This is a genomic window from Pseudomonas sp. H2_A10, from assembly GCF_054680085.1.
In genome coordinates this window covers 4,729,879-4,741,988 of record NZ_CP162821.1, presented here as the reverse complement: position 1 = coordinate 4,741,988, position 12,110 = coordinate 4,729,879, and the positions used below count along the sequence as shown (strand labels likewise).

General features: G+C 63.6%; 8 protein-coding genes. 5 read left to right on the top strand and 3 right to left on the bottom strand.

Annotation, left to right across the window (positions count from 1 at the left end):
- Nucleotides 1–10: 10 nt before the first annotated feature.
- The gene (locus AB4O23_RS21945; RefSeq protein WP_017526968.1) at nucleotides 11–1,387 is read right to left on the bottom strand and encodes an aspartate aminotransferase family protein; all 1,377 of its coding nucleotides are present in this window, start codon (nucleotides 1,385–1,387) and stop codon (nucleotides 11–13) included.
- Nucleotides 1,388–1,601: 214 nt separating this feature from the next.
- Between AB4O23_RS21945 and AB4O23_RS21940 the strand changes: the two genes are divergently transcribed.
- Complete coding sequence (locus AB4O23_RS21940; protein WP_460084473.1) at nucleotides 1,602–2,564, top strand: helix-turn-helix domain-containing protein; 963 nt, start codon at nucleotides 1,602–1,604, stop codon at nucleotides 2,562–2,564.
- Nucleotides 2,565–2,624: 60 nt separating this feature from the next.
- Here the strand turns inward: AB4O23_RS21940 and AB4O23_RS21935 are convergent, their stop codons facing one another.
- Nucleotides 2,625–4,763, bottom strand: coding sequence for a methyl-accepting chemotaxis protein (locus tag AB4O23_RS21935; RefSeq protein ID WP_068936450.1), 2,139 nt, complete (start codon nucleotides 4,761–4,763; stop codon nucleotides 2,625–2,627).
- 414 nt (nucleotides 4,764–5,177) lie between these two features.
- Here AB4O23_RS21935 and AB4O23_RS21930 point away from each other — a divergent pair, with 414 nt between their 5' ends.
- The 3 genes from AB4O23_RS21930 (at nucleotide 5,178) to AB4O23_RS21920 (ending at nucleotide 9,534) form a co-directional block, all read left to right on the top strand.
- The gene (locus AB4O23_RS21930) at nucleotides 5,178–6,626 is read left to right on the top strand and encodes an APC family permease (protein WP_460060542.1); all 1,449 of its coding nucleotides are present in this window, start codon (nucleotides 5,178–5,180) and stop codon (nucleotides 6,624–6,626) included.
- Nucleotides 6,627–6,703: 77 nt separating this feature from the next.
- Nucleotides 6,704–8,122 carry an aldehyde dehydrogenase family protein gene (locus tag AB4O23_RS21925; protein WP_460060540.1) on the top strand — a complete coding sequence of 473 codons (1,419 nt, stop codon included), beginning with the start codon at nucleotides 6,704–6,706 and terminating at the stop codon, nucleotides 8,120–8,122.
- 89 nt (nucleotides 8,123–8,211) lie between these two features.
- The gene (locus AB4O23_RS21920) at nucleotides 8,212–9,534 is read left to right on the top strand and encodes an alginate export family protein (RefSeq protein ID WP_068936446.1); all 1,323 of its coding nucleotides are present in this window, start codon (nucleotides 8,212–8,214) and stop codon (nucleotides 9,532–9,534) included.
- A gap of 20 nt (nucleotides 9,535–9,554) precedes the next feature.
- On the opposite strand, the gene AB4O23_RS21915 is transcribed toward AB4O23_RS21920, so the two are convergent.
- Complete coding sequence (locus AB4O23_RS21915) at nucleotides 9,555–10,313, bottom strand: IclR family transcriptional regulator (protein ID WP_017526974.1); 759 nt, start codon at nucleotides 10,311–10,313, stop codon at nucleotides 9,555–9,557.
- 252 nt (nucleotides 10,314–10,565) lie between these two features.
- Between AB4O23_RS21915 and AB4O23_RS21910 the strand changes: the two genes are divergently transcribed.
- Complete coding sequence (locus AB4O23_RS21910; RefSeq protein WP_017526975.1) at nucleotides 10,566–12,107, top strand: acetolactate synthase large subunit; 1,542 nt, start codon at nucleotides 10,566–10,568, stop codon at nucleotides 12,105–12,107.
- Nucleotides 12,108–12,110 lie beyond the last annotated feature (3 nt).

Here is a 12,110-nt window from a genome sequence, read left to right as displayed (position 1 = left end):
GGCATATACCTCATGCCTCAAGGGAGGCCAGGGCGTCGCCGAATACGTCCAGCGCCTTGAAGAACATTGCGCGCGGGATCGTCAGCGAGGGCATCACACGCATGACGTTGCCGTAGCGGCCGCACGGGATCATCAGCACGCCGTGATTCATCAGGTAGCCCATGAGCCGGCCGATCTTTTCGCCCGCCAGCGGGGTCTTGGTGGCGGCGTCTTCGACCAGCTCGATACCAATCATCAGGCCGCGACCGCGCACTTCACCCACCAGCGGGCTGTTGAATGCGCGGATGTGTGCCTGCGCTTCCAGCCCCAGGGTGTGGGCGCGCTCCAGCAGGCCGAGTTCCGGGTCTTGCAGGATGCTGATGTTGGTCAGCGCCACGGCTGCCGACAACGAGTTGGCGGCGAAGGTATTGGGCATCGACCCGTCGGGAATCGCGGCCGCCAGGTCCGAGCGCATGATCAGTCCGGCCATCGGCAGGTCGCTGCCGATACCCTTGCCGAAGGTGAGCATGTCGGGCTTCACGCCGGAATGCTCCACCGCCCACATCTTGCCGGTGCGCCCCGCGCCGGATTGCACTTCATCGACAATCAGCAGCGCGCCGGCGCGGTCGCAGGCTTTGCGCAGCAGTTGCAGGAACTGCGGCGAGGGCGGCACGTAGCCGCCTTCGCCCTGTACCGGTTCGACGATCACGGCGGCCACATCATCGGCGGCGGTGTAGGGGCTGTTGAGCAGGTAATCCACGTAGTCGCCGGCGATCTGCTCGGCGCTTGCGTGCGAGGTGTCGAAGGGAAAGCGATAGGCGTAGGGGTAGGGCGCATGGATCACGCCACCCATCATCGGGCCGTAGCCCTTGCGGTAGGCCGTGCCGGTGGTGAGCGCGCCGGAGGCATTCCACACACCATGGTAGCCGCCGTGGAAGGCCAGGATCTGGTGACGCCCGGTGATGCGTTTGGCGAACTTGACCGCCGCCTCCAGCGCGTCGCTGCCGCTTTGTGTGAAGAACGTGATGCAGTCACCGCGCAGGCCCTCGGGCGCGATCTCCGAAAGCTTGGCCGCCAGTGCGGTGCGGCGGGTGCTGTTGATTTCCAGGGCGTGCATCAGCACTTCGGATTGGTCGCGGATGGCCTGCACCACCTTGGGGTGGCAGCGCCCGACGCTGCTGACGCCCACGCCCGCCGACAGGTCGATGTAGGTGTTGCCGTCGGGGTCCTTGAAGGTCGCGCCGAACGCGCGGTCCATGGCGATCGGCATGCGCCCGCCACCGCGCGCCATCGACTCGGTGCGTGCCGACAATGCCAGCGCCTCGCGGGTCATGGGGCCGGGCAGGGTTGTGGAAATCATTCGCGGCGCATCCGCAAAATGCAGGGCTTCTAATTTGGACTCACTCATGACGAACTCTCTGGCTGACGGTTTTCAGTGAGCCGATCATTCTCATGACAGGGCCTTGACCGTTAGCCCGAATCGGCAAATCGACGCGCATGAGCTGCGCCGTTGCCGATGCATGGCGGCAGATACAAAGAATTTGCAATGCGTGACCTATGTGGGACTATCGCAAAACACGGCAGGCTGGAAACAACACTATCGGCAGAGGTTTTCACCCATCATGCAAAACCATCATGTGAGCCACTTTCGCGATATCCATGTGCATGCCGCCACTGTCCAGGAATGGAGCCAGGACTACAGCCAGTTAACCGCCGGCCAGGCCGAAAGTTCTTTGATGCAACTGACGACGGCGCGTTGCCACGTGTTCCGCGAGCAGATCAACCAACGCGTGGTGCAGCACGGCGTGGCGCCGCGCGGCAAGATGTGCTTCGCCGTGCCGATCAGCGTGCCGGGCTCGACGCGCATGCAGGGCCGCGAGGTGGACGACAGCAGCCTGTTTTTCCTGCACGGCGGCGAGGAGTTCATGTTCCATATGCCGATGGGCATGGAGCTGTTGTCCGTCACGTTCGAGCGCGAATGGTTCGAGCAGGCGTTGACGCACACGGCGTCGACCGGGGAGATCGGTCGGTTGTTGCGTCAGCCGGTGATCCGGGTCTGCGCGCAGCGCTTTGCCCAGGCCCGAGGGCGATTGCTGGCGATGCTGTCCCTGGCGGTGACCGACCAGGCGCCCGACAGCGCGTGTGAGCCCAGGCTTGAGCAGGCCCTGCTCGATGAACTGATGCAGCTGCTCACCGACCCGGCCTGTGACAAACAGCAGCGCAGCCCGAGCTCCACGCGCAGCTTCATTGTCGAGAAATGCCACCGGCTGACCACGGCCGAGATGCTCAACGTGCCCAGCGTGAACGAACTGTGCGAGCGCCTCCAGGTGAGTCGCCGCACCGTGCAGAACAGCTTTCGCGCGGTGGCCGAGACGACGCCGCTGAACTACCTGCGCTCGGTGCGGCTCAACGGTGTGCGCCGCGCCTTGATGTCGACCGCGGCGTCCCGTCTCTCGGTCGGCGATGCCGCCGCCCAATGGGGCTTCTATCACCTCAGCCATTTTGCCGAGGAGTACCACGCCCTGTTCGCCGAGTTGCCCTCGCAAACCGCGCGTGCCGCCATCCCTGCCTGCGCGCGCGCCTGAACACCCGCCCGCCATGGCGCATCAATGGCCTGGCGCCGCTGTAGCGATACCGGCCGCCGCCTAGGCGCGGAACTGGTCCATCAACTGCATTTGATGATTGGCCCGCGCATTGAGCTGGCTGCTGACCTGCGCCGATTCGGCCGCCTGTTCGGTCAGCGTTTCGGTCACCCCGCGAATAGTCGAGACATTGCGATTGACCTCCTCGGCCACCGCACTTTGTTCCTCCGCCGCGCTGGCGATCTGCAGGTTCATATCGCTGATGACCGTCACCGCCTCGCTGATTTTGCCAAGCGCTTGCACGGCCTGGTGAATCTGCCTGGCATTGCTCTGGGCCTGTGCATGGCTTGAATGCATGGTGGCCACCACGCCACGCGTGCCGGTCTGGATGCGTTCGATCACCAGGCGGATTTCCTCCACCGAATCCTGGGTGCGCTTGGCCAGGTTGCGCACTTCATCGGCCACCACCGCAAAACCGCGCCCGCTTTCTCCGGCGCGTGCGGCCTCGATTGCGGCGTTGAGTGCCAGCAGGTTGGTTTGTTCGGCAATGCTGCGGATCACCTCCAGCACCGAGCCGATCTGCTCGCTGTTGACCGCCAGCGCCTCGACTTCGGTCACGGCCTTGCTGACTTCATTGGCCAGGGCGTTGATGTCGTGGGTACTGCGTTCGATGAGGGTAATGCCGTCTTTGGACGCCTGGTCGGCACCCCGGGCCGCCTGGGCGGCGTTCGACGCGCTGCTGGCGACTTCATGCGCCGTGGCGCTCATTTCGTTGGAGGCGGTTGCCAACTGGTCGATCTCGCGAAACTGCACCTGCATGCCTTCACTGGTCTGTCGTGCGATTTCCGAAGACTGGTCGGCGGTGCCGCGTGCATCGGTGATGCTCTGCTTGATCTGCGCAATGGTGGGTTGCAGCTTGTCGAGAAAGCGGTTGAACCACTGCACCAGTTCGCCCAGTTCGTCCTTTTTGCGGTAATTGAGCCGTTGAGTCAGGTCGCCGTCGCCGCTGGCAATCGCCTTGAGCATCTGCGCGACGCTGTTGATCGGGCGCGTCACGCCGGAGGCGGTGAACCCGATCAACAGCAGGCCCAGCAGCCCGGCGCCGATGGCCACCAGCAGCGACTCCAGGGTGTCGCGGGTCTGGGTCTGGTCAAGCAAGGCTTGCAGTTTCACCGAGTCGGCCAGCAAGACCTCCCTGGGCAGGTCAATGACCACGCCCCAGGGCGCCGCCTCCGGGATCGGCGCGACAGGGTAGACCGCGCGAATCGATTGATCCTGGGCCAGCACGACTGGCTTTTTTTGCGCCAGGGCGCTGAGCACCGCCTGGCCTTCCTGCGCCAACGGCGCGCTGATGGGTTTGCCGATCTGGCTGGCGTCGCTGCTGTAGGCGGCAAGCACCCCGCTGTCGGACACAATCAGCATGCGCCCCGAACCGTTGAACAGTGCGCGCTGGGCATCGCTCGCGGCCGCTTGCAGGGCGCCGAGCGCAAGGTCCACGCCGAGCGTGCCGACCACCTTGCCATCCACGATCAAGGGCATGGACAAGGTGGTCATCAGTTGCACCTGCCCGGCCTGTGTGTCGGCGTAGGGCGCCATCAGGCAGGTACGCCCGGTGTCTCGCGGGCAGGTGTACCAACTGTTGTAAGGCGTGCCGCTGATGCTCAGTTCGGTTTTCTGCAAATCGGCTTCGGGTATCAGGATATTCATCGGTTGGCCGGCGCCCCGGTTCCAGGCGCTGGCAAAGCGTCCGTTTTCGTTGGAGGCACGTGCGGCGTCGTTGGCGAATTCGGCGTCCCTGCCGTCCAGCGCATTCGGTTCGTAGACCAGCCAAAGCCCCAGTACCTGCGGGTTGTGGTCGAACGTGGTCTTGAGCGCCTGGTTGAGTTCTTCACGCAAGGTCGTGGCGGCCAACCCGCGCTGGGCGGCCATGTCGCGCAGGTGGCTCGCCTGGTCGGCAAAGGCGCTGATGGTCTGCAGGCTGCTGCCGAACACCCGTTGCAGGTTGCTGGCCTGCTCGGCGGCCTTGGCCTGCAGCAGGTTCTCGCCACTGTCCGTGAGCATCCGGCTGCTTGAGGTGCTGATCAACCGGTTGTTCTGGCTACTCTGGTAGAGGTTCATGCCGACGATCAGGCTGATCACGCCCAGCAGGCACAAGCCCGAGAGCAGCACGATTTTCAAGCGAATGGAGAGGGTGTCGAACATTGGGCTATCTCACGGGTGAACAGCGTGTTGAACGATCATCGGTTGGCCTGGGCCACCGATTTCTTATTGGTTTGTCAGTGCATCGGCCGGCGCCGCGTTTTGCGCACAGGCGTTTGCCACGGGCCGACTGGCGGTTGGTGCCACTGGCCGACAGCCGGGCAGAGGGGGCCTGAACCTAGCATGCAGGCCAGCAGCTGCGCGCGACTATCCCAAATCGGCGTGGAGTGTCGCGGCGGGTGACCTGTTTTGGGGCGCTGGCGGCGATGTTACCGATTTGGGATAGCGAGGGTTCCGTAGGCGGGCATAGGATCGAATCCAGCGTGCAACCTCAAGAATAAAAGCGCTACCCGGCACCGATAGAGCCTGAGTCGGCGCCACCCCACAGCGACTGCCTCATACAATAAGGTCAATAACATGAGTGTAACTATGCCGGTCAATGGCTCTACGGAGCTCAAGCGTGGCGCCCTGGGTGTCGGCTTCATCATCTTTTTTGTGATTTCGGCGGCGAGTCCGCTCAGTGTGATTGCCGGCGGATTCCCGATCGGCATCATGCTGGGGAACGGCGCCGGCACCCCGGCGTTGCTGTTGCTGGCCCTGGCGGTGCTGATGGCGTTTTCGGTGGGTTACACCACCATGGCGCGGCACGTCACCAACGCCGGTGGTTTCTACGCCTTCACCTCGCGTGGCCTGGGCGGCCTGGCCGGCGGCTCGGCGGCGGTGCTGGCGATGTTCGCCTACAACATTTTGCAGATCGCCCTGTACGGCATGTTCGGCGGTGTGGTCAGCGGCACCATGGAGAGTGTCTTCGGCCTGGTGTTGCCCTGGTGGTCCTATTCGCTGCTGGCGATGGTCAGCATTGCGATTCTCGGCTATCGCAAGATCGACCTGTCGGCGCGGGTGTTGTCGGTGGTGGTGATCGCTGAATACCTGGCGATCCTCACCCTGGATTTCGCCATTCTGAAGACCGGTGGCGACAGCGGGGTCAACCTTGATTCCTTCAGCAGCCAGCACGTGTTCAGCGGCACGCCGTCAATCGGCCTGCTGTTCTGCTTTGCTGCCTTCATCGGCTTTGAGGCCACCACCATTTATGGTGAAGAAGCGAAAAACCCGCAGCGCACGATTCCAATCGCAACCTACAGCTCGGTGCTGCTGATCGGCGGGTTCTATGCGCTGTCGGTGTGGGCGATGGTGGTGGGCGTGGGCGCGGACAAGATCGTGCCGATGCTGCAAGCCCTGCAGGACCCGACCACGTTTATCTACGGCATGTCCGACCACTTTGTCGGGCCGCACCTGACCCAGGTTATCCGCGTGCTGTTCATGGTCAGCATCTACGCCGGGCTGCTCGCGTTTCATAACGCCGCGGCGCGTTACTTCTACGCCATCGGGCGTGACGGCTTGCTGCACAGCCTGCTGGGCACCACCCACCGTGTGCACCAGAGCCCACACATGGGCTCGGCGTTGCAAAGCCTGATCGCCGCGGTGGTCGTGCTGATTTTCGCGGCGATGGACGCCGACCCGATCCTGCAACTGTTCGCCTGGTTCTCCAACCTGGCCACCCTGTGCGTGATCCTGCTGATGGCGATGACCTCGGTCGCGGTGTGCGTGTACTTCCATCGGCATCCCGAGCTCAAAGTCGGGATCTGGCGTGGGCGCATCCTGCCGATTTTCTCCTGCCTGGCCTTGCTGATGGTGCTGGTGTTGGCGGTGGTGCATTTCGATGTGCTGACCGGTGCCAGCCAACTGTTGTCCTACAGCCTGTGTGCGGTCATTCCGGCGGCCTTGTTGGCCGGCATCTACCTGGCCGCGCGCCTGCGCAAGGTTTCGCCGCAGCGGTTCCTGGCCCTGGGTAGCCACAAGCTCTAAAGCACGTTCCGACACATCCACTGCGACTTATTTTGCGTCGCACGCCAAAGCTCGTCTGCGTTAAAGGAAGCGTCCACATGCAGCACTACACAATGCTTATCAACGGGGTTCAGGTTGCCGGTGAAAACGGGCAGTTTGATGTGATCAATCCAGCCACCGGCGCCGCCTTCGCGCAGTGCCCGGCCGGTTCGCTGGCGCAACTGGACGCGGCGGTAGACGCCGCCCAGGCCGCGTTCAAAACCTGGCGCCTGAGTACCCATGCGCTGCGTTGCGAGCGCCTCATGGCGATTGCCGATGATATTGAGCAAAATGCCGACGCATTGGCCCGGCTGATCGTGCTTGAGCAAGGTAAACCGCTGGAGCTGGCATTTTCCGAAGTCATGGGGGGCGCCGCCTGGACCCGCTACGCCGCCGGGCAACAGATCGACGTCGAGCTGGTGGAAGAAACCCCGACCCAGCGCGTCGAGCTGCACCGCAAGCCCCTGGGGGTGGTGGCCTCCATCACACCGTGGAACTGGCCGTTCATGATCGCCGTGTGGCACATCATGCCGGCGCTGAGGGCCGGTAACTGCGTGATCAGCAAACCGTCGAGCCTGACGCCGCTGAGTACCCTGCGCCTGGTCGACATCATTGCGCGGCATGTGCCCAAGGGGGTGATCAACTGCGTGACTGGCGAGCAGGGGTTCGGCAGTGCGATAACGTCGCACCCGGGTATCCAGAAAATCGTCTTCACCGGTTCTACCGCCACCGGCCAGAGCGTCATGCGCGGCGCCGCCAGTAACCTCAAGCGCCTCACCCTGGAACTGGGCGGCAACGACGCCGCCATCGTCCTGCCCGGCACGCCGGTTGAGGTGGCCGAGGAGATATTCCAGGCGGCGTTTCTCAACATGGGCCAGACCTGCGCGGCGCTCAAGCGTTTGTATATCCACGAATCCCAGTACCAGGCATTTGCCGATGCATTGACGCTGATCGCGGGGCGCCAAGTGGTGGGCGATGGCTTGGAGCCCGGCGTCAACTTCGGCCCGGTGCAGAACCTGGATCAACTCAAGCTGGTCGAGGCATTGGTCGACGATGCGCGGGCCCAAGGCGCGCGCGTGTTGTGCGGCGGCGCGCGCCTGGATCACCCAGGCTTCTTTTACCCGCCCACGCTGGTCGCCGATGTGACCGACGGCCAGCGCCTGGTCGATGAAGAGCAGTTCGGGCCGGTCTTGCCGCTGATCGCCTACCGCGACGTCGAAGACGTACTGAGCCGCGCCAACGCCGGCGACATGGGCTTGGGCGGCTCGGTATGGGGCCCGGATGTGGCGCAGGCCCAGGCGCTGGCCAGCCGTTTGGAAAGCGGTGTGGCGTGGGTCAACTGCCACGCGCGCATCCAGCCCAATACCCCGTTCGGCGGCAGCAAAATGTCTGGTTTCGGCGTCGAGTTCGGCCTGGAAGGGTTGCTCGAATTCACCGGTCAACAGCTGCTGTTCGTCAATAAGCGCGCGGCCGAGTAAGCCTTGCCCACCTGGCGCAGCAAAGCTGCGCCGCTCTCATGCCAATAGCTAAGACAGCCTTTAAAGGCGCACCCTGAGGAGCTTCGATCATGCGGTACCCATCCACTTCAATGCTGGGCGGCACATTGGCTTGCGCCTTGTCGCTCGGTGCCATCAGCCAGGTCCAGGCCTACGAGCTGTACAGCGATGAAAGCCGTCATCTCAACGCCGACATGACCGCCGTATTCGGCATGTTCAACAGCCGCAAAAACTACGACGGCACGGCGGGCGGTTCTACCTGGCGCGAAGGCTTCATCAAGTATGGCGTGAGCGGCGACCAGTCCCTGGCCGGTAACGGTACTGCCTATGGCGCCTTTGCGTTGGTCAGTTCCGCCACCTGGGGCGATGGCGACCCGGCCGGCAATACCCTCGGCAGCGAACGCACCACCAAGATCGAAGACGCCTACCTGGGGTGGCGCTCCGGAGATCTGTTTCCGGCCCTGGGCCAGGACGGCGTGGATATTTCCGGTGGGCGCCAGGTGGTCAAGCTCGGCAGTGGCTTTTTGATCAACGATGACGGCCCGAACCTGGGCAAGGGCCCGGCCGATGGCGCGATGAACCGTGGCGGTGCGTATTACCTGGCCGCGCGGCATGCCTTCGATCAAACCGCGTTCCTGCGCCTGGGCGGCAAAGACGGCCTGCACGGCAGCCTGCTGTGGCTTAAATCCGACAACCGCGCCCAGGCTGAAAGCGAAGTGGCCGCCGGCACGCTGGATTACACCACCAAGCCCGGCACCCTGGGGTTGACCTGGGTGCATGGCATCGATGTGAACGAGCGCTGGGCCAGCGATTTTCAGCGCCAGCGCAAGGGCATGAACGTCTACAGTGTGCGCGGTGAAGGCGACGCCGGCCTGCCGAACGTGAACCTGGCGTTCGAATATGCCTGGCAGGACAAGGACAGCGGGCCCGAAAAAGCCTGGTACGGCGAAGCCGGCTACACCTTCGCCGATGTCGCCTGGACGCCGAAGGTCACCTATCGCTATGCCCGTTATTCACAAAAGTGGGATTCGCTGTTCACCGGCCTGAGCACCGGCTACGGCACCTGGTTGCAGGGTGAAGTGGCCGGCAACTATGCCGGGCCGTTCAACAGCAACACGCGCATCCAGCATGTGAGCCTCAAGGCCATGCCGCTGGAAAACCTGACGCTGGGCGCGCTGTACTTCGACTTCGACACGGTGCGCAAAAGCAATGCGCTGAACCTCAATGCGCAGGAGCTGGACCTGTATGCCGAGTGGGCGGTCAACCCGCACTTGATCATCACGCCGCTGATCGGCCTCTACAAACCCAAGGAAGACGCCACCAGCGGCGGCAACCAGGCCGTCGGCAAAGGCACCAACCTGTACAGCCAACTGACCGTCGCCGTACCGTTCTGACCCGCCATCACCGTCGCGTTTCAGGGCGCGGCGGTGCGGGGGTGATTGCGCATGTTCTCGGCGATGCGCCGCGTGGTGTCCATCACCATTTCGATCACGGTTTCCTGGCGCAGCAACTTGAAGCTCTGGGTGCTGCCGACGGCGGACAGGCTGCCGATCACCTCGTCGATATCCGGCTGGATGATCGGCGCGGCGATGCCGGTCAGGCCCAGGTTGAGTTCGTCGTGGGTCAGGCAATAGCCATCCTTGCGGATCTTTTTCGTGGCCTTGGCGAAGCTTGCCCAGTCGTAGGGGCTGTCCGGGTCGCCGGCCATGTGTTCGTCGAACAGGCGTTGCAGGCGTCGGCCCTTCTGAAAGGCGATCAATACCTTGGATTGCGCCCCGCGAAAAAACGGCAACGGGTGCCCGCGCCCGAAGGAGAAGTGGTAGGTATCGGTGGGTTCGGCGATGTAGGTATTGATGATGCGCCCGTCATAAAAAACGCTGGCGAACACCGCCAGGCCGGTCTGCGCCGACAGCTCGTGCATCAGCTCGCGCCCCGCCAGCAGGATGGGGTCGTACTGGCGCATCATCCAGTCCAGTTCGATCACACGCGGCCCCAGGCCATAGCTGCCGGCATCCACACGGGTCAGCAGGCCGGCGTCGCACAGATCCTTGACGTAGCGATACGCCGTGGCGCGCGACAGGCCCATGCGTTCGGCGATGGTGTCCGGGTCGATCCTCAACGTCGCTGGACCGAACAGGTCCAGGACACTCAGCAATTTGCTCAGGCTGCTCATTTCGTTCCTAGAAAGGGGGGTGGCACGCGGCTAAGCACTATAGGCGAAAACAGCGCAGATCCAAGCCCGCGTCCACAGACGGCCTGCGGGGTTGCGCCACATTACATCAGCTCGCGATAAATGCAATTTAGATAGGCATTAAATATTCATAAATCTCAAAATAAGAGACAAACTAATAAAAAATGCTTGTTTGGTGTGTTTTTGTATGTGATAAATCTCACCACATAAAACGCTCAAGCGAGAGGGCAGAGCATGAATGGCGCGCAACTGATAGTGAATGCGGCGGCGGCAAGCGGTATCGAGTACTGCTTCGCCAACCCGGGAACCACCGAGATTCCACTGGTGGCGGCCATGGCCAGCGCGCCGGCCCTTAAACCGGTGTTGTCGTTGTTCGAAGGGGTGTGCACCGGCGCCGCGGACGGCTATGGCCGTATCGCCGGCAAACCGGCGATGACCCTCACGCACTTGGGCCCGGGCTTTGCCAATGGCATCGCCAACCTGCACAACGCACGGCGCGCCAACACGCCCATCGTCAATGTGATCGGTGATCACGCCTCGTGGCACGTCAATTACGATCCGCCCCTGGCCAGCGATATCCAGGCCCTGGCCGGCAGCGTGTCCAGTTGGGTGCGCACCTCGCGCACCGCCTCGGGAGTCGGCGAAGACCTGCAAGAAGCCATGCGTGCCGCTTGGCAAGCCAAGGGCCAGATTGCCAGCTTGATTTTGCCGATGGACCTGCAAGCCAACGCCGTGACCCACACCGGCCGGTTCAGCCCACTGCGGGCGCCGGTGCGGCGCTTTGCCGGCGACCGCATTGAAGCCGTGGCCCAGGCGGTGCGCGATGGCCAGCGCCTGGTGTTCATCGTCGGTGACCATGGCTTGTCGGTGGCCGGGCTGGAAGCGGCGGGGCGCCTGGCGCAACTGCCCGGCGTGCGGCTGTTCGCCGAAACGTTCCCGCGCCTGAGCTACCGCGGCGGCGGTTTGCCCGACCTGGATCGCCTGCCGTATTTCCCGGAAGTGGCCATCGAAATCCTTGAGCAATACGACAAAGTGGTGTGTGCCGGTGTACCCGAGCCCATCAGTTACTTCGGTTATGAAGGTATCCCGTCGCGGCTGGCCGAGCGTGAGCGCCTGTTGTCGCTGGCCGAGGTCGGCGACGACGTGGCCGGGGCGCTGACCGCGCTGGCCGATGCGCTGGATGCCCCGGCCTATGTGCCCACGCCGCAGGACATCCAGCTGCCGCCGGGCGAAGCGGCGTTGAGCGCGCAGTCGGTCGGCCAGCTTTTGGCCGCCGCGCTGCCGGACGACTGCATTGTCTCGGTGGAGGGCGGCACCTGCGGCTATCCGTTTTTTACCGCCTCGGCGCGCGCCAAACGGCATCGGGTCATGACCAACACCGGCGGCGCAATCGGCCAGGGCATTCCGGTGGGCTTCGGCGCCGCGCTGGCCGAGCGTGGCAATCGGGTGTTCTGCCTGCAATCGGACGGCAGCGCGCAGTACACCATCCAAACCCTGTGGAGCATCGCCCGCGAGCAATTGCCGGTGGTGATCCTGATCGCCGCCAACCACCGCTACGCGATCCTGCAAAACGAATTGCGCCGTTTCGGCATGACCGAACTCGACCCCCAGGCCCTCAAGCTGACCGTGCTCGACCGTCCGCGCATCGATTGGAAAGCCCTGGCCAAAGGCTACGGCGTGCCGTCCTGCACCGTACACACCAACGCCGAACTGCAACGCGCACTGGCCAACGCCGCCGCCGATGCGGGGCCTTGCCTGATCGAAATGGCACTGTGAAGG

Excerpts from the sequence above, each read along its gene's own strand:
- AB4O23_RS21915 (WP_017526974.1), bottom strand. The coding sequence starts at position 10,313 with ATGAGCAGCCTGAGCAAATTGCTGAGTGTCCTGGACCTGTTCGGTCCA.
- AB4O23_RS21910 (WP_017526975.1), top strand. The coding sequence starts at position 10,566 with ATGAATGGCGCGCAACTGATAGTGAATGCGGCGGCGGCAAGCGGTATC.
- AB4O23_RS21925 (WP_460060540.1), top strand. The coding sequence starts at position 6,704 with ATGCAGCACTACACAATGCTTATCAACGGGGTTCAGGTTGCCGGTGAA.
- AB4O23_RS21945 (WP_017526968.1), bottom strand. The coding sequence starts at position 1,387 with ATGAGTGAGTCCAAATTAGAAGCCCTGCATTTTGCGGATGCGCCGCGA.
- AB4O23_RS21935 (WP_068936450.1), bottom strand. The coding sequence starts at position 4,763 with ATGTTCGACACCCTCTCCATTCGCTTGAAAATCGTGCTGCTCTCGGGC.
- AB4O23_RS21930 (WP_460060542.1), top strand. The coding sequence starts at position 5,178 with ATGAGTGTAACTATGCCGGTCAATGGCTCTACGGAGCTCAAGCGTGGC.
- AB4O23_RS21940 (WP_460084473.1), top strand. The coding sequence starts at position 1,602 with ATGCAAAACCATCATGTGAGCCACTTTCGCGATATCCATGTGCATGCC.
- AB4O23_RS21920 (WP_068936446.1), top strand. The coding sequence starts at position 8,212 with ATGCGGTACCCATCCACTTCAATGCTGGGCGGCACATTGGCTTGCGCC.